General features: G+C 71.6%; 16 protein-coding genes, 5 tRNA genes and 1 pseudogene. 8 read left to right on the top strand and 14 right to left on the bottom strand.

The window, feature by feature from the left end; all coding sequences use genetic code 11:
* Positions 1–144 precede the first annotated feature (144 nt).
* From ACMXN5_RS27305 to ACMXN5_RS27280, 6 genes are all read right to left on the bottom strand, one after another.
* Complete coding sequence (locus ACMXN5_RS27305; protein WP_439677444.1) at positions 145–1,173, bottom strand: LacI family DNA-binding transcriptional regulator; 1,029 nt, start codon at positions 1,171–1,173, stop codon at positions 145–147.
* On the bottom strand, positions 1,160–2,656 hold the full coding sequence (locus tag ACMXN5_RS27300) for a GH1 family beta-glucosidase (RefSeq protein ID WP_439677443.1): 1,497 nt from the start codon (positions 2,654–2,656) through the stop codon (positions 1,160–1,162). The genes ACMXN5_RS27305 and ACMXN5_RS27300 overlap by 14 nt, the downstream gene beginning before the upstream one ends.
* A gap of 51 nt (positions 2,657–2,707) precedes the next feature.
* Positions 2,708–3,601, bottom strand: a complete 894-nt coding sequence (locus tag ACMXN5_RS27295) for a carbohydrate ABC transporter permease (RefSeq protein ID WP_439677442.1) — start codon at positions 3,599–3,601, stop codon at positions 2,708–2,710.
* A 1-nt stretch (position 3,602) separates the two neighbouring features.
* Positions 3,603–4,637: a carbohydrate ABC transporter permease gene (locus ACMXN5_RS27290; protein ID WP_439678092.1), complete on the bottom strand. Its 1,035-nt coding sequence runs from the start codon at positions 4,635–4,637 to the stop codon at positions 3,603–3,605.
* Between the two features lie 1,535 nt (positions 4,638–6,172).
* The gene (locus ACMXN5_RS27285; protein ID WP_439677441.1) at positions 6,173–7,477 is read right to left on the bottom strand and encodes an ABC transporter substrate-binding protein; all 1,305 of its coding nucleotides are present in this window, start codon (positions 7,475–7,477) and stop codon (positions 6,173–6,175) included.
* A 338-nt stretch (positions 7,478–7,815) separates the two neighbouring features.
* Positions 7,816–8,808 (bottom strand): protein NO VEIN domain-containing protein, encoded by a 993-nt coding sequence (locus tag ACMXN5_RS27280; protein ID WP_439677440.1) that lies wholly within the window; start codon positions 8,806–8,808, stop codon positions 7,816–7,818.
* Positions 8,809–9,469: 661 nt separating this feature from the next.
* Here ACMXN5_RS27280 and ACMXN5_RS27275 point away from each other — a divergent pair.
* A complete protein-coding gene (locus tag ACMXN5_RS27275) occupies positions 9,470–9,733 on the top strand; it encodes a hypothetical protein (protein ID WP_439677439.1) in 264 nt (87 codons plus the stop codon).
* Positions 9,734–9,753: 20 nt separating this feature from the next.
* On the opposite strand, the gene ACMXN5_RS27270 is transcribed toward ACMXN5_RS27275, so the two are convergent.
* A tRNA-Val gene (locus ACMXN5_RS27270) sits at positions 9,754–9,828 on the bottom strand.
* Positions 9,829–9,931: 103 nt separating this feature from the next.
* Positions 9,932–10,420, bottom strand: coding sequence for a TIGR02611 family protein (locus ACMXN5_RS27265; protein WP_439677438.1), 489 nt, complete (start codon positions 10,418–10,420; stop codon positions 9,932–9,934).
* Positions 10,421–10,785: 365 nt separating this feature from the next.
* On the opposite strand from ACMXN5_RS27265, the gene ACMXN5_RS27260 reads away from it, so the two are divergent.
* Complete coding sequence (locus ACMXN5_RS27260; protein ID WP_026218464.1) at positions 10,786–11,199, top strand: SsgA family sporulation/cell division regulator; 414 nt, start codon at positions 10,786–10,788, stop codon at positions 11,197–11,199.
* 498 nt (positions 11,200–11,697) lie between these two features.
* Here ACMXN5_RS27260 and ACMXN5_RS27255 read toward each other — a convergent pair whose 3' ends face one another.
* The 5 genes and pseudogenes from ACMXN5_RS27255 to ACMXN5_RS27235 form a co-directional block, all read right to left on the bottom strand.
* A complete protein-coding gene (locus tag ACMXN5_RS27255) occupies positions 11,698–12,237 on the bottom strand; it encodes a hypothetical protein (RefSeq protein ID WP_439677437.1) in 540 nt (179 codons plus the stop codon).
* 212 nt (positions 12,238–12,449) lie between these two features.
* On the bottom strand, positions 12,450–13,190 hold the full coding sequence (locus ACMXN5_RS27250) for a GNAT family N-acetyltransferase (RefSeq protein ID WP_439677436.1): 741 nt from the start codon (positions 13,188–13,190) through the stop codon (positions 12,450–12,452).
* A 140-nt stretch (positions 13,191–13,330) separates the two neighbouring features.
* Positions 13,331–14,155 carry an aminotransferase class IV gene (locus ACMXN5_RS27245; protein WP_439677435.1) on the bottom strand — a complete coding sequence of 275 codons (825 nt, stop codon included), beginning with the start codon at positions 14,153–14,155 and terminating at the stop codon, positions 13,331–13,333.
* A 272-nt stretch (positions 14,156–14,427) separates the two neighbouring features.
* Positions 14,428–15,441 (bottom strand): annotated as a pseudogene (locus tag ACMXN5_RS27240) (chorismate-binding protein); the annotation flags it as partial.
* Positions 15,442–16,038: 597 nt separating this feature from the next.
* Positions 16,039–16,338 carry a hypothetical protein gene (locus ACMXN5_RS27235; protein WP_439678125.1) on the bottom strand — a complete coding sequence of 100 codons (300 nt, stop codon included), beginning with the start codon at positions 16,336–16,338 and terminating at the stop codon, positions 16,039–16,041.
* Here ACMXN5_RS27235 and ACMXN5_RS27230 point away from each other — a divergent pair.
* The 5 genes from ACMXN5_RS27230 (at position 16,304) to ACMXN5_RS27210 (ending at position 18,564) form a co-directional block, all read left to right on the top strand.
* Positions 16,304–17,869, top strand: a complete 1,566-nt coding sequence (locus tag ACMXN5_RS27230) for a DUF4328 domain-containing protein (protein WP_439678091.1) — start codon at positions 16,304–16,306, stop codon at positions 17,867–17,869. The two genes, ACMXN5_RS27235 and ACMXN5_RS27230, sit on opposite strands and share 35 nt — an antisense overlap.
* A gap of 287 nt (positions 17,870–18,156) precedes the next feature.
* Positions 18,157–18,229, top strand: a tRNA-Gly gene (locus ACMXN5_RS27225).
* Positions 18,230–18,278: 49 nt separating this feature from the next.
* A tRNA-Cys gene (locus ACMXN5_RS27220) sits at positions 18,279–18,352 on the top strand.
* Between the two features lie 36 nt (positions 18,353–18,388).
* Positions 18,389–18,460, top strand: a tRNA-Val gene (locus ACMXN5_RS27215).
* Positions 18,461–18,492: 32 nt separating this feature from the next.
* A tRNA-Val gene (locus ACMXN5_RS27210) sits at positions 18,493–18,564 on the top strand.
* A gap of 48 nt (positions 18,565–18,612) precedes the next feature.
* On the opposite strand, the gene ACMXN5_RS27205 is transcribed toward ACMXN5_RS27210, so the two are convergent.
* Entirely contained in the window at positions 18,613–19,602 is a 990-nt protein-coding gene (locus ACMXN5_RS27205; protein WP_439677434.1) for a helix-turn-helix transcriptional regulator, read from the bottom strand.
* Positions 19,603–19,706: 104 nt separating this feature from the next.
* On the opposite strand from ACMXN5_RS27205, the gene ACMXN5_RS27200 reads away from it, so the two are divergent.
* Entirely contained in the window at positions 19,707–21,296 is a 1,590-nt protein-coding gene (locus tag ACMXN5_RS27200; protein WP_439677433.1) for an MFS transporter, read from the top strand.
* Positions 21,297–21,352 lie beyond the last annotated feature (56 nt).

Here is a 21,352-nt window from a genome sequence, read left to right as displayed (position 1 = left end):
ACACCGATCTCGGCCCTCGGTTCGCACCGAAATTCGGGTCCTCACCATGTCGACTTCCCGACATCGGCGCGCTTCGGGCGTTCGGGGTGGGACCCCGTCACGACGCCGCGGCGTCGCGGCCCGATGGCATCACGGCGTCACGGCTCACGACGAACGCCGCTCGACCAGCGTCGTGCCCAACACCGCGGAAGTCCCCGGACCCCCGCCGCCGACCCGTTCCAGCAGCAACCGCGTCATCAACCGACCCTGCTCCGCGACCTGTTGCCGCACCGTCGTGAGCGCGGGCTCGGCCCATCCCGCGATATCCGCGTCGTCGAAGCCGACCACCGCGACATCGTCGGGCACGCGCCGACCCGCCGCCGCCAACGCCGCCATCGCGCCGACCGCCATCAGGTCGGACGCCGCGAACACCGCGTCCAGGTCCGGCGCCTGGGCCAACAGCGTGCGCATCGCGGCGGCCCCGCCGGCCCGACCGAAGTCCGCGTGCGCGACCAGCGCCGGCCCGGGTACCGCGTCCAGATAGCCGCGCAGCCGGTCCACGCCCGCACACATGTCCTGAGGGCCGGCGATCGTGGCGATCCGCCGTCGTCCGCGCGCACTCAGGTGCTCCACCGCGGCGCGCGCACCGCCCACGTTGTCCGCGTCCACGTAGACGAAGTCGGCATCCGGACCGAGCGGTCGCCCGCCCACCACCACGGGCATGCCCGCGTCGTGCAGCCGACCCGCCAGCGAGTCGTCGCCGTGCAACGACACCAGCAGCGCCCCGTCCACGTGGCCGCCGCGCAGATACCGCTCCAACCGGTCCTGCTGCGCGGCCGTGCGCACCATCATCAGCACGAGCTGGTTGTCGGTGTCGGCCAGTTCGGCGCCCACGGAACGCACGATCGCGGACAGGTACGGATCACCGAAGAGCCGGGTCTCCGGCTCCTGGACGACCAGCGCCACCGAGTCGGTGCGCCGGGTGACCAGCGTGCGCGCCGCGCGGTTGGGTACGTAGCCGGTCCGCGCGATCGCCGCCTCGACCACCTCGCGCACCCGCGGGCTGACCTTGGGTGAGCTGTTGATCACCCGGGAGACGGTGGCGCGGGACACCCCGGCCACCGCCGCCACCGTCTCCAGGGTCGGCGGTTCGGCCGCCGAGGCGACCTTGCTCCGACCGTCAGTCCTGGTCAATGCTCCCCAATCCGTCCGAGGCCGGCTCGGCTTCGGGCACCCGATCGCCGGCGATCAACGCCGCGTACCAGCGTGCGCTGTGCTTGGGCGTACGCCGACCGGTCGCGAAGTCCACGTGCACGATGCCGAAGCGTTTGGCGTAGCCGTACGCCCACTCGAAATTGTCCAACAAGGACCACACGAAGTAGCCCCGGACGTCCACCCCGTCGTCGACGGCCCGGCCCACCGCCGCGATGTGCGCCGCGATGTAGGCCGTGCGTTCGACGTCCGCGATCGTGCCGGCCGGGTCCATGCGGTCCTCGTAGGCCGCGCCGTTCTCGGTCACCATCAGCGGCAGCCCCGGCGCCTCGGCCCGCAACCGGCTCAGCACGTCGTACAGCCCGCTCGGGTCGACCCCCCAGCCCATCGCGGTGCGCTCCCCCGGCACCTGCGCGAAGCGCACATCCGCGCACGCGGGCCACGGGGAGTACGCGCTCGCACCGTGCCCGTCGTCCCGGCCGGCCTCGGTGCCGCCGTCCTCGGCGGCACCGACCAGGAGCGGCGTGTAGTAGTTCACCCCGAGCACGTCGATCGGCCGGGCGATCTCGGCGAGATCGCCGTCGCGCACGAACGCCCAGTCGGTCACCGAGGCGGTGTCGCGGAGCACGTCCGCCGGGTACTCGCCGCGCAGCAGCGGGCCGAGGTGGATCCGGTTGGCAAGGCCGTCCACCCGACGCACCGCGTCCAGGTCCGCGGGCCGGTCCGAGAGGGGGCGCACCGCCGCCGGATTGAGCGTGATCGCGATGCGATGCCCGGCGGGCAGTTCGGCCCGCAACGCCGCGACGCCGAGCCCGTGGGCGAGCAGCAGATGGTGGTTCGCACGCAGCGACAACTCCTGGTCGGTCGCCCCCGGTGCGTGTACGCCCGACCCGTGGCCCAGGAACGCGGAGCACCAGGGCTCGTTGAGCGTGGTCCAGTCGCGCACGCGGTCGCCGAGCCGCGCCGCCACCAGCCGCGCGTAGTCGGCGAACCGGGCCGAGGTGTCGCGCGCGCCCCATCCGCCCGCGTCCTGGAGCGCCTGGGGCAGGTCCCAGTGGTACAGCGTCGCGTACGGATCCACGCCGTGCGCGAGGAGTTCGTCCACGAGCCGATCGTAGAAGTCCAGCCCGGCCGCGTTGACCGGTCCGCTTCCGGTGGGCCACACCCGCGCCCAGGCGATGGAGAACCGGTAGGCGCCCAGGCCGAGTTCGGCCATCAGGGCGACGTCCTCGCGATAGCGGTGATAGTGGTCGGTGGCCACGTCGCCGGTGTCGCCGGCGTGCACCCGACCCGGGACCCGGCTGAATGTGTCCCAGATCGACGGCGCCCGTCCGTCCTCGGCCGCGGCCCCCTCGATCTGATAGGCGGCGGTGGCGGCGCCCCAGACGAATCCGGGCGGGAAGCGGTCGGCGAACCGGGTCGACGAGGTCGGGGCGTGGTCGGTGGTGAGGGCGTGGTCGGTCATGATCGGATTTCCTTACGTAGGAGATGGGTCGGCCGGCTCGACGGCGTGTCCTCAGCCCTTGACCGCGCCCTGCATGATTCCGCCGACGATCTGCCGGCCGAGCAGGCCGAAGACCACCAGGACGGGCAGGGTGCCCAGCAACGTCCCGGCGAGGATGATCGATTGGTCGTGCACGTATCCCCCGCCGAGCGAGTTGATCGCGACCTGCACGGTCGGATTGCTCGACGACAGGGCGATGATCGGCCAGAAGAAGTCGTTCCACGTGGTCATGAAGGTGAGCAGGCCGAGGACCGCCATCGCCGGACGGGCGATCGGTACGACGATCGACCAGAAGATCCGCGCGTAGGACGCGCCGTCCACCCGGCCGGCCTCGATCAGTTCGTCGGGCAGCGCCTCCATCAGGTACTGCCGCATGAAGAACACGCCGAACGCGGTGACCAGCGTGGGCAGTACGACGGCCTGCAACTGGTTCACCCACTGCAACTTCGCCATGATCATGAACAGCGGGATCAGCCCGAGTTGCGGCGGGATCATCATCGTCGCGACGGTGATTCCGAGCAGCGCGCCGCGCCCCCGGAACCGCAGCTTGGCGAAGGCGAACCCGGCCAGCGTCGAACACAACACGGTGCCGGCGGCGACGGTGACCGACACGATCGTCGAATTGATCAACGCCTGGACGATGTCGGCCTCGTCGAGGGCCTTGTCGAAGTTGGAGAGCAGGTTGCCGCCGGGTGTGAAGGGCGGCGGCACGTGGTTGATGTCCGCGTTGCTGCGGGTGGCGGCGACGATCGACCAGTAGAAGGGGAAGATCGAGAGCAGGGTCGCGAAGCCCAGGATCAGGTATACGAGCGGCCCGCCGTGGAGTTGACGCGAGCGCCTGGACCGACGGACGCGCCGGACCCGCCGGGTGCGATCTCGCGGCGTGGCAACCGATGTACCGGCCATGTCAGCGGCCCTCCCGGATTTCGCGACGCGAACGGCGCCCGGCGACAAGCGCGTTGGCCCCGATGACGAGAAGAATGATCAGGAACGTGGTCCACGCGATCGCGGACGCCTTGCCGAGCGCGTAGTTGCTCCACCCGGTCTCGTACATGTAGAGCCCGATGGTCTGGTACTGGTGCGAGGCCCCGCCGCGCACCCCGATCGGGCCGCCTTGGAGCAGCAGCGGCTCGGCGAAGATCTGCATCGCGCCGATCGTCGAGACCACGACGGTGAACACGATCGTGGGCCGCAGTCCGGGAATGGTCACGTGCCGGAACTGATGCCAGGACTTCGCCCCGTCGAGCGCGGCGGCCTCGTAACGATCGTGTGGAATGGCCTGCATCGCGGCGAGATAGATCAGCGCGTTGTAACCGACCCAGCGCCAGGTGACGATGGTGGAGATGGCGATCTGCGAGGTCCAGGTGCCGTTGTACCAGTCGACGTTGTCGACGCCGAACAGGCCGAGGAACCAGTTGACCATGCCGTAGTCCCGCCCGAACAAACCGCCGAACACCATCGTCGCGGCGGCGACGGACGTCGCGTAGGGCATGAGGATCGCGACCCGGAAGAAGGTCCGCCCCCGCAACCGACGGTTGAGCAGATGCGCCAGGCCGAGCGCCATGCACAACTGCGGCACGGTCGAGATCACGCCGATGGTGAAGGTATTGCGCAGCGCCTTCCAGAAGAAGGGGTCGTGCCAGAGGTTGGTGTAGTTCTCCAGCCCCAGCCAGGTCATCTCATCCGGGTTCTGCAACCGGACGCGGTGCAGCGAGATGTAGCCGGTATAGAGCAGCGGGAACAGCCCGAAGGCAACGAAGAGCACAAAGAACGGCGCAACGAACCCATACGGGGACGCGGCATCGACCCGCCGCCGCCAAACCTGACGGGACGTCGGCAAATCGCCGGCCGCCCGAGAACGCGAGCCGGACCGGTATCGGGCCCCGGACCGACGCGGGGATCGAGTCGAAGCCGCAGGAGCGGAAGGTGGTGGAGCCGCCATCAGGATCACTCCGGACAGGGTGAGGTGGGTGGGCGGTCGTGGGGGCGAGTGGGTCGGGGTCGGGCGGGGGCGAGCGAGCGTCGAACGGGCGTCGGGCGCGGGATCGTCGGGCCAGGCGTGGAGGCGGGCGGGCGAGACGGGTGTGCGGCGGGCGCCGGGAACGGGCGTGGGAGCGGGCAGGCGTCGGGAACGAGCGTGGGTCGGGTGGGCGTCGGGAACGAGCGTGGGTCGGGTGGGTGTCGGGGACGGGCAGTGCGGGCGGGCGGGTGTCAGAAAGAGGTGTGCGGGCGAGTGGCCCGACCGAGGAGGGACGGCCGGGCCACCGAAGGGAGCAGACCCCGCAGCGACTCCAACTCGGCGCACACCCGCGAGCGCCACACCGCCGCCCCGCGATCCGACGCGGAGCCACCCACCCACCTCGGCGCGAGGGCCGACCGCAGACTCAGCGCGGCTGACGCCTCGGGGCTCAGCGCGAGCCTCGACCACCGGCCGGGCCCGGCGGGGGGCCACTCACTCGACACGGGAACCCACTACCAACTCAGCACAGGTGGTGCCCTCTGTCTCAGCGCGGGACCGACCCCCAACTCGGCGCAAAGGTCGGCCACTTGCCTCGGCACCGGGAACCGGCCGCCTATTCCACACGGGACCTGCCCCCCGACGCGTCGCGGCGGGCGCCCACGCCTCGGCGCGGGGGCCGGCCACCCACCCGGCACGAAGGTCAACAACTCACTCGACATGGGCACCCCCTGGCTCAGTACCGACGTCGCCCACCCGCGCAGCGCGGAGGTCGGCCACCCGCTCAACAGGCGAAGCCACCACCAACCCGACATGGGCACCCCCTGGCTCGGTCCGGATGCCGACCACTCGCTCAACACGGCAACCGGCCACCCACTCGACGCGGACGCGCACCCCTCGCTCGGTTCAGCTACCGACCACCCGCTCCGCACCGACGTCGACCACCCGCTCGACACGGAAACTGGCCACCAACTCGACAAAGGCACTCCCAGGCTCGGTACAGGGGCCGACCACCCACTCAGCCCGAAGGTCGACCACCCACTCGACACGGAAGCCCGCCACTGACTCGAGGTGGGGGCGCTCCTCTAGCTCGGTGTGGGGGGCGACCGCCGGATCAGCGCAGAAGTCGGCCACCCGCCTCGGCACCGGGCCCGGCCGGCCGCTCGACGCGGGACCGGCTGCCGATTCGACGCGAAGGACGTCGCGCCCCGGCTCGGTACGGGTCCGCCGGCGGCCGGGCACGGTGGTCGGCCACCCCCGCTCGGTGCGGGGACTGGCCACCTGCCTCGGCGACGGGGTCGGCCGTCGCTCGGCGTAGGGGCCTGCCACCGGCTCGGCGCGAGGATCGGCCACCGACCCGCCACGGCGGTCGGCCACCCCGCTCGGCGCGGGAATCGCCCACCGGCTGGCCGTGGCGGTCGACCACCCGGCTCGGGTGCCGGGGGGGTCGGCCGCCGCCCGGGGTCGGCCTTCGTACCCGGCCCCCGCCGCGCGCACGTCGCCGGGCGTTGCCGCCGTCGTCAGCTTGCGAGGGCGTTTTTGACCGCGTCGCGTGCCCGCTTCCACGCGTCGTCCGGTTTGACCCCCTGGGCCTCCACGGACGTCAGCGCGGTGGTGATGTTGTCCTTGATGTCGTTGTGCCGAACCCCGGTGACCTGTACGGGCATCCGCTCCGCCGCCGCGCTGAAGATCGCACCGATGGGCGCGTTGTTGAAGTAGGGATCCATCGTCGCCTTGACGCTTTCGATCGCCCCGGTCTTGGACGGGAAGTTCCCCTGCTTCCGGAACATCTTCGCCTGCTGCTCGGGCGCGGTCAGCCAGGCGACCAGTTCGGCCGCTTCCTTGTGGTGCTTGCCACCCTTGGGGACGGCGAGGTACGAGCCGCCCCAGTTCCCCGTACCGCCGGGCCCCGCGGCGACGTCCCACTTGCCCTTGCCCGCGTCACCGGCCTGGGTCTTGATGTACCCGATCATCCACGCCGGGCACGAGAGCGAGGCGAAGCCGTCGGCCGAGAACGCCTGGTTCCAATCACTCTGGAACTGCTGCAAAGCGGCCGACAGTTTCCCGTCGGCGGCCTGCGCGGCCAGGTCCCACGCATGCTTCACGGTCGGATTGGTGTCGTAGATCGGCTTGCCGGCCGCGTCGTAGTAGGACTCCTGCTGCTGCCCGATGATCGCGTTGTACAACCCGGTCACACTGTCCAGGTAGTGCGTCTTCTTCGGCGCGTTCGCCTGGAACTGCCGCCCCAGTTCGACGTATCCCTCCCACGTCGACCAGCGCCGCGCCAACTCCTCCCGATCGGTGGGCAGTCCGGCCGCCCGGAACAGATCGCTGCGATAGCAGATCGCCATCGGCCCGATGTCCGTCCCGGCCCCCAGTACCTTCCCGTCGGCGGTGGTCGCCGCCTTGCTCTTCCACGGCAGGTACTCGGCATTGCCACCCGCGAGGCCCAACGAGTTCAGATCCACCCACTTGTCGGCCTGGTTCCGCACGACGTCGGCGATCCGCCCGACCTCGATGCCCTGGATGTCGTCGATCCCGCCCCCACCGGCGAGCCGGGTCTGCACGGTACGCCAGTAGTCCTCCTCCTTCTCGGTGTCGTGCTGAACGATCTTGATGCCCGGGTGCGCCTGCTGATACTCGGCGTACAACCCGGCCTCCTCGAAGCCGAACGTGCCGAACAACCCGACGTTCAGGGTGACTTTGCCGTCCCCCGAACCGGACCCCCCGTCACCCCCGCACCCGGCGAGAACGGATCCGACCAACAGCGCGGTACACAGAGCGGACAGGGCTCTGACTCGACCACGAACGTAGCGCGTGCGCATGGAAAGACCTCCTGGTGACCCTGCGTCCGGGACGGCGATGAGCGAGGTACATCGTGCGGCGGTACGAAAAACTGCGGCGGTGCGGTCGTCCATGGCGGCCCGACACCAACGGCACGGCAACACGGAACACGCGTCATCGACGCGGCCGGGCCCACGCCGTGAGAGCGCTCTCACAACGTGCTCAGGAGCCTGTCCTGCCCCATCACCCTTGTCAATACTCCAAAGACCCCACACCCACCCGAGCCCACAAACCCACCGAACGCCCGGAGCCCCGGGCTGCCTTCGTGATCCGGGACCTCTCGGCCCCGCACGACACGGTCGACTTGGACCACAGGAGCCTAGGCAGGGCCGTCGAGGCTGTAGTGGTACTGAGTCGCTGTGGCTCGCTCGAGAGCGATGACCCAGGGGTCCCACCACAGTTCGGTGCCACCGTCGGCGGTGACGTCGTCGCCGGAGCGGTCCACGACGATCCCGTGAACGACGAAGAGAGCGGGATTCGGGTAGGAGAGCGCGTGCCGGACTTCGTTGGCGGTCAAATGGACACCTTCAGGGGCGCCGGTCATGCCCTTGACCTCGACGTGCTTTTCGATGCCGTCCTTGTGGCACGTGAGATCCCAACTGCTGGTGTTCGCGACTACGCTCACAACCCAGCCCTCAGCGCGATAGTGGGCCTCGGCCAGCAGCATCGCCCGCATCTCGACAGCTCGATTCGCCGCACTGTCCGACGAACGCCCCTGCCCTCGAGCCGACTTACGCCCCGGGGCATCCGGTTCCCCCGATCGGTACGGTGCGGGGTCGGGAGCAACAGCGGCCCCGACGCCTGCCTCGACCTCCACTTCGAGCGGCTCCGAGATCTCGACGGTCTCCGGCCGGATGAGCATCTGCTCGAGCCGTTCGGCGTCCCCGGCAGCCGGGACGTTCACAGTGAGTCGGAGACGTCGGCGCTCGTTGCCCCCTTTCGCACCCGGCTTCGCTCCGATCCTCTTCTGCGGACCCGTCAGAGACAGACGCAGTCCCCTGAAGTCTTTGACGGTGTACAGGTCGACGGCACGCCAGGCAGGCGAGAGCACACGCCGCTCTTCCAAGGGAAGGTTCTTGAGCGCGGTGTTCCTGCTGTCGACCGCAGCATCGAGCAGTCGGCCGTGTAGACCGCCTAGTCGGCGAAGCAGTATCTCGAGCGCCTGGGTGTAGTCCCGGTTCCGAGGAACGCCCTTGCCGCCACCCGCCGAAGCAAGCACCACGTCGTAGTGGTGAGGCTCCGCATGTCCCGGCGTTGGTTCGACGCTGAAGCCGGCAACGAGCGGACGACCGAAGTCGTCGAACACGGCCATGTTGTCTCCTCCGAAACTGCCAGGCGATACGTCCCTCGGCTATTCGACACGACGGCTCCGACAGCCCTCACGGCTCCGCATGCCTCGACACCGGCAAAGCCACGCCTCATCACCCTCCTGGTGCGGCGGAACCGGCCCCGGCCGGCAAGCACGTCAACGCCCGGCAGCGCATGCCTGAACTCACGCAGGACAGCGCCCGGAACACCCGAACCGAACGGTGGTCCGGCAAGTCGCCGAGACGCCGATACTTCCGCTGCGGGCCGGGAGGCTCCCGTTCGGCAACCGCCTCACCTGCGCGCGCTCGGACTGCGGCGGCCGCCCGCACATACCGGCCGCCGGGCCCTGCACGTGCCCCCGGGTTTGCCCTGCACGGCTGCCTCAACCACCGACCGGACCGGCAGCGCCCCCGCCCTGGGCCCGGGCCCAAGCGCACGCAGTCGCCGTTGCCCCGCCCTCGTAGCCGCCACCACGCGCGGCGAGCACCCCGACGGCAGACCTGACGGACGCCCGAGGTCGCCACCGGACACCGCCCGCGCGGTCGTCCAGCACCTGGAGCAGACAAAAAAGCCGTCGCAGTCGGCATCGACGGGGATCCCGGGCCATCGTGAAGCGGGTCCGCCTGGCTGCGGAGTGAACCCCGCGCGAGCTTCGACCGAGCTTCGTGGCGCTGCTGTCCGAGCACGGTATCTCGCTGGAGGTGATCGCCCTGATGGCCGGTCGCGGCAGCACAACCACCACCGAGCCGGTCCACCGCAAGCAGCCGACGCCGGATATTGCGCAAGGAGCCGAAGCCATGGATGCCATCTTCGGCGAGGCTTCGGAGGACGCGTCGGACGAGGGCGGCGCGGCACACGACAAGGGCTGGCCTCCGCCTCGGTGGCTCCCTGTTCGGCTCCCGAACACGCAGAAGGGGTATCCGCTTTGACGCGTATACCCCTTCTGAGCTGGTGGGCGATACTGGGATCGAACCAGTGACCTCTTCGGTGTGAACGAAGCGCTCTCCCGCTGAGCTAATCGCCCGGGTGCAGGGAGAACATTACCGCATGGGTGGGGGCGGTTGTGACCGCCCTCCGCGGGTGGGGTGCGGGGGCCGCCCGGGGTCTGGGGGCGGCTCGCTCGGGGGTCAGAACGGGAGGGCCATGCCGTATTTCCACAGGTACAGGGCCACCGCGGCGGCGATCAGGAGCAGGCCGATCGCGAGCATGATCATGTTGCGGCGGCGGGTCTTGGGGTCGAGGGCGCGGGTGGCGGCCCTGGTGACCTTGTCCTTGGTCCACAGCAGCGTGCGCTGGGCCCAGACGAATTCGGTGCCCAGGACGGCGAGGCCGAGGAAGATGACCGCCCAGCCGGGGCCGGGCAGCGGGAGCATGATGATGCCGCCCACGATGATCGCGAAGCCGATGATGGCGACGCCGATCTGCCAGGTCATGTGCAGCGGCTTGGAGCGCTTGATGAAGGCCGGCGCGCGGGAGCCGAATGGTTTCGCCTCGGGCGCCCCGGTGGGTGTGCCGGCGTTCGTCGCGCCCTCGGGTGCCGCCGCGGCCGGGTCGTCCCGGTCGGCGGTGGGCTTCCCGGCGGCGTGCGCGCTGTTCTCCGCGACCCCCGTGTCCATCGTGCGTCTTCCTCTCTCGTCGTACCGGCCGTCGTCCACCGGATGCCTCCGTTCGCCCGGGGCCGGCGCCGACCTCGGCCCGGCCTGGCTTGACAACGCTACAAGGGGGCAGAGGTTCGGTGCAGACCTTACGGCCGGGGACCGACCCGGGCGGGCCGGTCCGGGCGATCGGAGCGACCCGATCCGATCGCCTGTTCCCTTCCGGAAATCATGCGGGCGAACGTTACACCTCCGCATCGCTCTTAAGGAGTACCCAGACGCCCGTATATCGGGCAGAGACGTTTACAAGAGGTCCGCAGGTGGGATGTTGCGAACGCCGACGTGCGAATCCCCGAGCGCACACTGAGCGAAAGGCCATGGCGCTTATGAACACCACGGTCAGCTGTGAGCTGCACCTGCGCCTCGTCGTCTCGAGCGAGTCCTCATTGCCGGTCCCCGCGGGACTGCGCTACGACTCGTCGGACCCGTACGCCGTGCATGCGACCTTCCACACGGGTGCCGATGAGACGGTCGACTGGGTCTTCGCCCGCGACCTTCTCGCCGATGGGCTGCGTCAGCCCTCGGGCACCGGCGATGTTCGTGTGTGGCCCTCTCGGAGCCACGGACAGAGCATCGTCTGCATCGCCCTCAGCTCTCCGGAGGGCGAGGCCCTGCTCGAAGCGCCCGCACGGGCCTTGGAGTCGTTCCTGAAGCGTACGAACGCTGCCGTGGCCCCCGGCAACGAGCACCGCTTCTTCGATCTCGACCGGGAACTGTCGCAGATCCTCGCCGAGAACTGAGCTCTGGCACGGCGGACACGCCCCTGTCCGCGGCGCCGGGTTCACACGTCAGCGCTCCGCCGCACCCATCGTCCACACGGTGGGAGCGGCGGAGCGTTTTCACGTCCCGACCGGTGGAACGGCCACGCCGACGACCCCGGACCGTCCCGCCCGCCCGACGAACGAACGGTCGGACGAGCGAGCAGACGAGCAAACGAGCGCACGAGCGGCCCGGCGATCCGAATACGCATCCGACCCGGGCGCGCCACAAAGAAAGCGCGCATTCGAACACATTTTCCGGCACGGCGCGCGCCGCATAGGCCGCGACTCGGGCAGGACTATCCCGCCGCATAGGCATCGCATCGGCACGGCCACAACCGCACACAACCGCATGGGAATGCGTTCACATTCACCATGCCCGACCGCTCCCGTTCTGCGCGGACACGGATTAGCACCTCACGCTGACCCGCGGTAACCGACGGTATCCCGAGGAAATCCGCAAATCGGGATTCCCCGACTTCAGATCCCGCGCCTGCGCAACAGTTCCTCGATCTCCGCGAACTCGTCGTCGCCCCCGCTCGCGCGCGACGATCGCCGTGAGCGCGGCGCGGCGGCCGGCTTCGGCTCTCGGCTGCGCGGCGGCGCACCGCCCGAACCGCCCGCTCCCGCCGCCGGACCGCCGTCGCCGAGCAGCGCCGCCAGGTCGGACGAGATGGCGGAGGTGGTGGACGCGGTGCCGCTCGACTCCGGGGACTTCTTCTTTCCGCCGACCATGCGGGTGATCATCAGCAGGATCACGGCGAACGCGAGGATCGCGACGCCGCCCCACGCCTTGAGGCCGAAGGCGAGGTCGGTCGCCCAGTCGGCGACCGCGCTGCCCACCCGGCGGCCCAGTGTGGCCAGGCCGGTCAGGTACAGGCCGATCGGGAACAGCGCCGCGGCGGTCCACCGCGTCGCGCTCAGGAAACGTCGTTGGCGAGCCTTTTGTACCGCGGTGACCAGGCCCAGGCCCGTCAGCGCCATGCACAACGCGCCGGTCACCACATCTGCGCCGGACATGCGCTCGGCCTCCTCGTTCGAAACCTACGAAGCTTCGTTGTCGGTCGGCGTCGATCGGGATCGGTCGACGGCCGTTGCCGTCCTGTCTCCATCGTGGCCGTCTCGCTCCTCGAACACCACGATCGACGGTCGGTTCGGTACTCGGGGAGGACTCCGACCGACTCGTCTCCTCCCCGTGGAGTAGACCCAGGATCAGGGATGTTCCCGACTTCTCACAGGATGGGTTTCCCCCAATAACGCGTACGCGGCGCGAATCGAGCCCCGGTGAGCACCTTCGTGAACTCCGGGGTACGGGCCTCGTCGGGCAGGTCGATGGCCAGCTCGGGCAGTCCCTGGGTCGCCGCCACGTGGCCGGCGGCGCGCAGGAGCGTCGCGGCGGCCTCCGGGTTGCGCGCGGTCAGGGCCAGGACGACGCCGTGCGCCACCCACACCGCCGCACCGTCGCCCAGCGTGTACGGGGCGGGCGCGGTGGGGTGGTCGAGGCGGGCGTGCGCGCGGGCCCTGGCGGCGGGTTCGGACCACCCGGCCGCGCGCAACGTCGCCGCGCAGCGGTGCAGTTCCGCGCGGCACCACGCCTCGCGTTCGTCGGTGTCCATCATCCGCACCCCGTGCGGCAGGCCGGTGGCGCGCACCGGGGCCACCAGTCGGGTGCTGTCGGGCGCGTAGCCCAGGGCCGAGACCAGGCCGGTGGCCGCGCGGTTGCCCTCGGGCACCGCGGCGGCCATCCGGGTACAGCGCCGGCCGCGCATGATCTCCTCGGCCGCGAGCATCGCCACGCACCCGTGTCCTCGGCGGCGGCGCGACGGCAGCACCTGGATGTGCAGGATCCATCCGGTGCCGGTGCCCCACGGGCCGAGCGGGGTCAGGTGTACGCCGCCGACGGATCGGCCGTTGGCGCAGATCGAGTACACGCCGTCCCGGCCCGGTCCGGCCGGTCGCAGAGTGGTGGTCATCGCGTCCCCCCGCCTTGCCGATGTCGCGCCCCGTCATCGGCAGTGCTGCCCGCGCGCGGACCCGGTCAACCTGCGCCGGAGCGCCGACCGCGAGATCGGCGCACCGGCGCGGCCGGGGCCGGGGCGGGCCGGCGTCCGGGTCAGGGGTCGATGTCGGCGGCGGCGCGGGTGGCGAAGATCTCCATCGCCTTGCGGGTGAACGGGCCGGGCGCGGTGCGGGTGTGCTCGTCGATCCGGTGCACCGCCTGGATGTCGCGCAGCGACGAGGTCAGGAACACCTCATCCGCGTCGGCGAGCGCGGTCAGCGGCAGGTCGGTCTCCTCGGCGCCGACCCATTCGAGGACCAGCGCGCGCGAGACGCCGGCCAGGCAACCGGCCGACAGCGGCGGGGTGACCAGGCGGCCGTCGAGGACCACGAACACGTTGGAGCCGGTGCCCTCGCACAGGTTGCCCGCGGTGTTCGCGAACAGCGCCTCGCTCGCGCCGTGCCGGGCGGCGTGGCCGAGCATCACCACGTTGTCGGCATAGCTGGTCGTCTTGAGCCCGGTGGTCGGCGCGTTCTCGTTGCGGGTCCACGGGACGGTGACCACGGCGGTGCTCTCGCCGCGCGGTTTGGCCGGGGCGAGGGCGACCACCAGGGTCGGTGTCGCCCCGCCGCGCTCGGAGCCCAGCGGCGAGCGGCCCCCCGTGTAGGTGATCCGCAGTCGAGCGATGCCCGGCAGCGGGTTGGCCGCCAGCACCTCGGCGCACGCGTGGCGCAGCAGGTCGAGGTCGGGGTCGGGCAGCCCGAGGCCGCGCGCGGAGCGGGTCAGCCGGTCCAGGTGCCGGGTCGTCGCGAATGCCTGTCCGTCCCGCGCCTTCAGCGTTTCGAAGACGCCGTCGCCGACGGTCAGCCCGTGGTCGTCCACCGGGACCACCGCGTGTTCGTCGTCGACGAGGCGGTCGTTCAACCAGATTCTGCTCATGCGCCCTCCGAGGTGTCCGCGGGGTTGTGTCCGACGCGATCCCGCGCGGCCCGATCCTGCCCGGTTCCGGACTCGGGTGGGTAGCCGAGGGCGGCCGGCGCCGTGGACCTCGGGCGCTCGCCGGGGTGCTCCGGGGCCGTCGCGCGCTCGCGGGCGCCGATGTGCTCGGGGCTCGCGGGGTGCTCCCGGCCGCCGGCGTCCGCGGAGGCCGGCGAGTGCTCCGCCGCGGTGTCGGGCCGGTCCCCGGCTCCGGCCGGATCCGCCCGGCACTCCCCCTCCGCCCGGTACTCCCCCGTCGCCACCGCGAGCAGGTTCCGCGCCTTCAGGCGGGTCTCCTCCCACTCGCGCTGCGGGTCGGAGTCGTACGTGATGCCCGCACCGGTGCCGAAGCACAGTCGGCCGTCGCGGACGAAGAAGCTGCGTATGCCCACCGCGAGCGAGCCCTCGCGGCGGTCCGCGTCCACCCAGCCGATCGCGCCGCAGTAGGGGCCGCGCGGGACCGGCTCCAGCTCCTCGATGATGCGCAGCGCGCTGCTCTTGGGGGCGCCGCTGACCGAGCCGGGCGGGAACGTCGCGGCGAGCAGTTCAGGCCAGCCGACGCCGGGGGCCAGCGTGCCGGCGACGGTGGAGACGAGGTGGACCAGGCCCGGATGCCGTTCGACCACGCACAACTCGGGCACGGTGACCGAGCCGATCGCGGCGGCGCGGCCCAGGTCGTTGCGGACCAGGTCGACGATCATCACGTTCTCGGCGTGGTCCTTGGGCAGCAGGTCGGCCTCGGTTCGGCCGGTGCCCTTGATCGGGCCGGAGCTGACCCGGTCGCCGACGCGGTGCAGGTACAGCTCCGGCGACGCGCACGCGACGTGGACGCCGTGTTCGGGCAGTCGGATCACCCCGGCGTACGGGGCGGGGTTGCCCAGCGCGAGCCGGCCGGCCAGGCCGACGATGTCGGCGTCGGCGGGCAGCGGGGCGCTGAGCATGCGGCACAGGTTGACCTGGTACACGTCGCCGGCGGCGATGTACTCGCGGATGCGGCGCACCCCCGCGCGGTACGCGTCGGCGCCGAGCGAGTCGGTCCACGTGTGGGCGGGCGGCCCGGTCCACGGGGCGGCGGGCAGCGGGGCCGGGCGCACGTGGTCGAAGCGGGCGCAGATCGGGTCGCCCTCGAAGTCGGCGACCACGGCCCAGAAGCCGTGCGAGTCCAGGGCTGCCGGGTCGCGGGTGACGTCCCGCAGTCCGGTGGCCAAGCGCCCGCCGAGGTGGGCGATGGGGGGAGGCTGGCTCACGTGTTCGTTCCGGGGTCGCGACCGCGGCACCTGCTTGAGGATCGGCGCGCGGGTCAGGACGCCATTGTAGGAGGCGGCCGATCGGCGCGGCCGGCCCGGGCGGCCCGGCGTCGGCCGCCGCGAGCGCCCCCCGCGCGCCGGTGCGACGCGCCCGGAAGTGCCCCGAATCGATTCCGCGTTCCCGTGTGACGCTCGGGCACGGCATGATGCGGCACGGGTGGATGGAACCCGGTGACCCCGAGACCGGTGACCACCCCTCCCGGTCGGTTCGCCCGACCCGTCGAAGTCTCCACCGCATCACGCGATCGAAGGACGTTCATCCGTGCACTGTTCCGCCTGCGACACCTGGTCTACGCGGGCCGACCGCTGTTCGTACTGCGGCGCCGTCCCGGCCGTCGCGCCGCAGCAGGCCGGCGCCGTGTCGGCCCCCGTGGTCACCGGGTCGACCGCGGCCCCGGCGGCCCCGGCGGCGCCTGCGGCGCCCACGCCGCCGGATCCGTACGCTCCGCCCGCACCCGCGCCCACCGGGGTGTATCCCGCCGGGGTGTATCCGGGCGCCTATCCGCCCGCGCCGGGTGCGTTCGCGCCGCAGGCGCCCTACGGCATGCCCGGGGCGTATCCGGCCCCGCCCTTCGGGGGCTGGATGCCGCAGCCGTTCCGCTCGCTGCGCGGGCTCGCCGTGACGTTGTACATCCTGCTGCCGCTGTCGGCGGTGTTCGCGGGGCTGTGCGCGGCGGCGTTCTTCCACCGGGCCGACGTGCTCCGGCAGATCGTCGACGCCGGCGACCTCGGTGTCACGGACTCGCTGCGCACCCGGGCCGAGGACTCGGACTCGCTGGTCGCGGCGGCGATCACGTTCCTGGTGTTGTCGATGATCGCGACGGCGGTGCTGTTCATCATCTGGATGTATCGGGCCCGTGCCAACGTGGACCTGTTCGGCCCGTCGAAGCAGCACCTGTCCACCGGGTGGGCGGTCGGCGGTTGGCTGGTGCCGGTGGTGAGCCTGTGGTTCCCGAAGCTGATCCTGCACGACGTGTGGCGCGCGAGCGATCCCCGGACCGCCGAGCGCGGCGGTCGTACGCCCGGGCGGCTGCCGCTGTTGTGGACCTGGTGGGTGCTGCTGGTCGGCGCGTCGGTGTTGTTCTTCGCGAGCCGGCTGTCCTACCCGCTGGGTGACGACATCGACCTGTCGGACGCCGATCGGCTGCAGACCATCGACATCCTGTCGGGGGCCGCGGACATCGTGCTGATCCTCGCGGCGGTCGCGGCGATCTTCGTGGTTCGGAAGATCACCACGTTCCAGCACGAGCGCGAGGCGCTGGCGTTCGCGTCGGGGCTGGTCCCGGCTCCGGGAGCGGCGGGCGGTTTCCCGGCGGGGGCGCCGACGCCGTGGGCGGCCTATCCGGCGCAGGCGCCGACCGGGCAGTACTTCGCTCCGCCGGTGCCGGCCGCGCCCGGTGCTCCCGGCGGGTTCGCGCCGCCGGCGCAGACCGCGCTCGGCGCGCCGCCGGTCCCGCAGACTCCGGTGGAGGGCACGACGGCAGCCGCGCCGGCCGCTCCCGCCCCGGTCGCTCCCGCGCCTGCCGTGGCCACGCCGGTGGCCGCCCCGCCGCCGCGCCCCGCGGCGCCGCCGACGGCGGGGACCGAGACTCCCGACGCCGCACCGGCTGCCGAAGCCGAGTCGAGCGACGCGAACGAATCGGCAGAAGCGGCACCGGCCGTTGTCCCGGCCGCCGAAGCCGAGCCGGTGGAAGCGGCCACAGCGGTCGTAGCGGCCGCCGAGGTCGGGTCGGCCGACGCGGCGACAGCCGTTGTACCGGCCGTTGAGGTCGAAGCGGCGACAACCGTCGTGCCGGCTGTGGAGGCCGAGTCGGTCGAAGCGGCCACAGCGGTCGTGCCGGGGGTCGAGGTCGAAGCGGTCGAAGCGGCGACAGCGGTCGCGCCGGCCGTTGAGGTCGAACCGGCTGATGCGGCGACGGCCGTCGTACCGGCTGCGGAGGTCGAAGCGGCGACAACCGTCGTGCCGGCTGTGGAGGCCGAGTCGGTTGAAGCGGCGACAGCGGTCGTGCCGGCCGCCGAGGCTGGGTCGGCCGATGCGGCGACAGCCGTCGTACCGGCTGCCGAGGCCGAAGCGGCGACAGCCGTTGTGCCGGCTGCCGAGGGCGACGCGGCGACTGCCGTCGTGGCTGCCGTGGATGTCGAGGCGGCTGCCGTGGGGACGTCTGGCGAGCCTGTTTTGTTGGGGAAGCCGAGCGCGGGCGGGTCCGATGTGGTGGCGGGTGAGGCTGGGGCTTCCGAACTGCCGCAGGTTCCCGCTCAGTCGCCGGCTGCGGCGGTCGATCGTGCGTCCGACGCGAGCGCGGACGAGGTGCCGGCTCCCTCCGGTCCGGTGGATGCACCGGCGCCCTCCGGGGAGCGGCGCGGGTGATCTCGGGGTGCCCGGCGCTCGCCCGATGGGGCGCGGAGTCCGGCCGCCGGGTGCACAGCGGCTGAACACCTGCCGTCGTGACGGTGGTCCAACGCGCCGGGCGGCTCCCCGTCGGCGCTCGCCGAAGGCCGGTTCGAACCCTCGCGGTTCGGGCCGGCCTCGGTCGTTTTCGCAGGTTGCGCGGGTCGCGCGGCGGGGTGCGCGGGGAATCGGTTTTTGTGATGGCCCTCGGATCCGCTAAAGTTCTCAACGTCGCCGGGACGCGGAAGCGCAACCCGGGTCGACAAGCGGACGTGGCTCAGTTGGTAGAGCATCACCTTGCCAAGGTGAGGGTCGCGAGTTCGAATCTCGTCGTCCGCTCGGAAGAAGTAGAGGAATGTGGTGGGCAACCACTATGGTTCCTTCACTTGGTGGAGTGGCCGAGAGGCGAGGCAACGGCCTGCAAAGCCGTCTACACGGGTTCAAATCCCGTCTCCACCTCCAAGAGAACCCGGGCCTGGTGCCGAGGGTGATCTGCCCGCGCGATTAGCTCAGCGGGAGAGCGCTTCCCTGACACGGAAGAGGTCACTGGTTCAATCCCAGTATCGCGCACGCCGCACAACCGTCGTACCGCTACACCACCCGCGCGATTAGCTCAGCGGGAGAGCGCTTCCCTGACACGGAAGAGGTCACTGGTTCAATCCCAGTATCGCGCACGGGCAGTACCCAAGGGCCGGAGGATCTCGATCCTCCGGCCCTTCGGCTTACCTCGGCGAATGTTCGTGCGGCGGGCTCGGTACGAAGTCGGGCGCGGCCAGCCGGGCCAGTCGCTCGCGCGTCGGCTCGTCCTGCGGCACATAGACGCTCATCCGCTGGCCCGGCGAGGTGGCGAGGTCGGTGGGCATCCCCCGCACGTGCAGCACCCCGACGTCGAGGTGGCGGAAGAGTTTGGTCCGGGTGCGGGTGAGCGAGACCGGATGGGCCGCCCAGGTCGTCGCGAACTCGGGACTGGCGTCGATCAGTTCGTCGACGAACGCGGTCCACAGCGGATCGCCGACATTGCGCGCGTAGCTGCCGCGCAACACGCCGACCACGCCCGCGCACTCCTCCCGCCAATCGTGGAAGGGGTTGCAGCACGCGGGCCGGGTGAACAACTCCCAGATCACATTGCGCCGCTGCCTCGGCGCCGCCACCAGGCTCGGGAACATCCGGGCGTAGAGCGCGTTGTAGGCCAGCACGTCGTAGCGGCCGTTCAGCACCACCGCCGGCAGCGTGGCGAAGTCGTCGAGGACGGTCTGGGCGTCCGAGTCGACCTCGTCCTCGGCGCGCAGCGTGGCCAGGCTGGGCACGCAGGCCAGCCGCTTGACGTGTTCGTACTCGACGGCGTCGAGCCGCAGCGTGCGGGCGATGCCGCCGATGACCTGGGCGCTGACGTTGATCAGGCGGCCCTGTTCGAGCCAGGTGTACCAGGTCACCCCCACGCCGGACAGTTGTGCGACCTCCTCGCGGCGCAGCCCGGGTGTGCGGCGCCGGCGGCCGGCGGGCAGGCCGACCTGTTCCGGGCTGATCCGCTCGCGTCGGCTGCGCAGGAAGGCGCCCAGCTCGGCTCGGGAGGCGGCGCGTTCGGGGCGGACGTATTCCGGCGCGGCGCGCCCGGCGTCGGCGATCGGGGCCGCTGCCGGCCCGATCGGCGGGTCGACCCGCTGCGGGGCGGCCGGGCGGTGGGTGGCGTCGGTGCGCGGGCTGCCGGTCATCGAACCATCCTGCGCCGATCGTCGCCCCGGTTGCCAGGTGCCTGGTGATACCAGGATAACCAGGCTACTGGTCCGGGTACCCGGCGCCGGGCAGAGTCGCTGCCATGAACGATACGGATGTGAAGTCGGGCGGCGGCGCCCGGCACGGGGACGGGGAGCGGGTGACGACGCCGGCGGCCGGGGTCCTCGGATCGACCGCTCCCGACAAGGGAGGCTCCCGGGCGCCGACCGCCCGGGAGCGGCGACGGGCGGCGAAGGGTCGCCGGGAGGACGGGAATCGGGTCGGGGGCGCGGGCACGCTGCTGCTCGTGGTGCTGGTGGCCGGGCAGTTCATGGCGGTGCTGGACTCCTCGATCGTCAACGTGGCGGCTCCGGTGATGCGTTCGGACCTGCATACGTCGGGCGCCGGGCTGCAGTGGGTGATCGCGGGCTACACGATCGTGTACGCGATGTTGCTGATCACCGGATCGCGGCTGGGCGCGATCTTCGGGTTCGGGCGGGCGTACCTGGCCGGGCTCGGGTTGTTCACGGTGGCCTCGCTGGCCTGCGGGCTGGCCGGTTCCACGGGGGAGTTGGTGGCGTTCCGGTGCCTGCAGGGCGCGGGAGCCGCGTTGTTGGTGCCGCAGGTGCTGACGCTGATCCAGCGCCGGTTCGAGGGACCGCGGCGGACGGCGGCGATGGGGCTGTACCAGACCGCGATAGCCGGCGGCGCGGTCGTCGGGCAGATCGTGGGCGGGGTGCTGGTCGACGCGGATCTGTGGGGCACGAGTTGGCGGCCGGTGTTCCTGGTCAACGTGCCGCTGGGGGTGTTGTTGCTCGCGGTCGGGTGGCGTGCGCTGGGCGGCGACCGGCCGGGGCCCGACGAGCGCCCGGGCTGGGGGCGGCTGGACGTGCCGGGCGTGCTGGTCTTGGCGCCGGCGATGTTGGCCCTGGTGGTGCCGCTGGTGATGGGGCACGAACAGGGCAGGCCGGTGTGGGGGTGGCTGGTACTCGCCGCGGGGCTGGTCGGGATGGGCGCGTTCGCCCTGGTGGAGCGCCGGGTGTCGGCGCGCGGCGGGTCGCCGCTGGTGCCGGGCGCGGTGTTGCGCTCCCCCGGGCTGCTGTCCGGCGGGATCATGCTGCTGGTCGGGGTGGCGAGCTACAACGGGTTCCTGTTCACCCTCGCGCTGCACCTGCAGTCGGGGCTCGGCGACAGTCCGCTGCGGGCCGGTCTGACGTATGTGCCGTGCGCGCTCGGGTTCGCCGTCTCCGGGTTGTGGTGGGGGCGGTTGCCCGAGCGGATTCGGGAGCACCTGGGATATCTGGGCTTCGCGCTGGTGTCCGTCTCGTACGTGGGCATGGCGGCCTCGGTGCACGGCGGGCGGGACGGCGGCGTGGCGCTCGCGGTCGGCCTGGCCGGGATGGGCCTGGGTCAGGGCGCGGTGCTCGGGCCGCTGATGTCGAGCGCGCTGGGGCGGGTGCGGCCCGAGTACGCGGGTGACGCGAGCGGGGTGCTGGTCACGCTGATGCAGTTCGGCGGCGTGGTGGGGGTGGCCACGTTCGGCACCATGTTCCTGTCCATGACGGGCGCCGGTGCGCATGCCTCGGCGCACGCGGCGGTGCTCACCTTCGTGGTGCTGGCCGTGGTGAACCTGGGCGTGGCGCTGTGGATGGGACTCGGCGTGGTGCGGCGGCGGGCGCGTCGGCTCGCGTGAGCCGACGGTGTGCCCGTACCCGAACGTGCGTGTGCCGGACGGACCCGACCGGGTCC

The organism is Embleya australiensis, from assembly GCF_051903075.1.
GTDB lineage: Bacteria > Actinomycetota > Actinomycetes > Streptomycetales > Streptomycetaceae > Embleya.
The sequence above is the reverse complement of the archived record's forward strand: the minus strand, read 5'-3'. Positions and strand labels throughout refer to the sequence as shown.

Excerpts from the sequence above, each read along its gene's own strand:
- ACMXN5_RS27255 (WP_439677437.1), bottom strand. The coding sequence starts at position 12,237 with ATGTCCGGCGCAGATGTGGTGACCGGCGCGTTGTGCATGGCGCTGACG.
- ACMXN5_RS27235 (WP_439678125.1), bottom strand. The coding sequence starts at position 16,338 with ATGAACAGCACCGCCGTCGCGATCATCGACAACACCAGGAACGTGATC.
- ACMXN5_RS27245 (WP_439677435.1), bottom strand. The coding sequence starts at position 14,155 with ATGAGCAGAATCTGGTTGAACGACCGCCTCGTCGACGACGAACACGCG.
- ACMXN5_RS27280 (WP_439677440.1), bottom strand. The coding sequence starts at position 8,808 with ATGGCCGTGTTCGACGACTTCGGTCGTCCGCTCGTTGCCGGCTTCAGC.
- ACMXN5_RS27265 (WP_439677438.1), bottom strand. The coding sequence starts at position 10,420 with ATGGACACGGGGGTCGCGGAGAACAGCGCGCACGCCGCCGGGAAGCCC.
- ACMXN5_RS27250 (WP_439677436.1), bottom strand. The coding sequence starts at position 13,190 with ATGACCACCACTCTGCGACCGGCCGGACCGGGCCGGGACGGCGTGTAC.
- ACMXN5_RS27260 (WP_026218464.1), top strand. The coding sequence starts at position 10,786 with ATGAACACCACGGTCAGCTGTGAGCTGCACCTGCGCCTCGTCGTCTCG.
- ACMXN5_RS27295 (WP_439677442.1), bottom strand. The coding sequence starts at position 3,601 with ATGGCCGGTACATCGGTTGCCACGCCGCGAGATCGCACCCGGCGGGTC.
- ACMXN5_RS27290 (WP_439678092.1), bottom strand. The coding sequence starts at position 4,637 with ATGGCGGCTCCACCACCTTCCGCTCCTGCGGCTTCGACTCGATCCCCG.
- ACMXN5_RS27285 (WP_439677441.1), bottom strand. The coding sequence starts at position 7,477 with ATGCGCACGCGCTACGTTCGTGGTCGAGTCAGAGCCCTGTCCGCTCTG.
- ACMXN5_RS27300 (WP_439677443.1), bottom strand. The coding sequence starts at position 2,656 with ATGACCGACCACGCCCTCACCACCGACCACGCCCCGACCTCGTCGACC.
- ACMXN5_RS27200 (WP_439677433.1), top strand. The coding sequence starts at position 19,707 with ATGAACGATACGGATGTGAAGTCGGGCGGCGGCGCCCGGCACGGGGAC.
- ACMXN5_RS27205 (WP_439677434.1), bottom strand. The coding sequence starts at position 19,602 with ATGACCGGCAGCCCGCGCACCGACGCCACCCACCGCCCGGCCGCCCCG.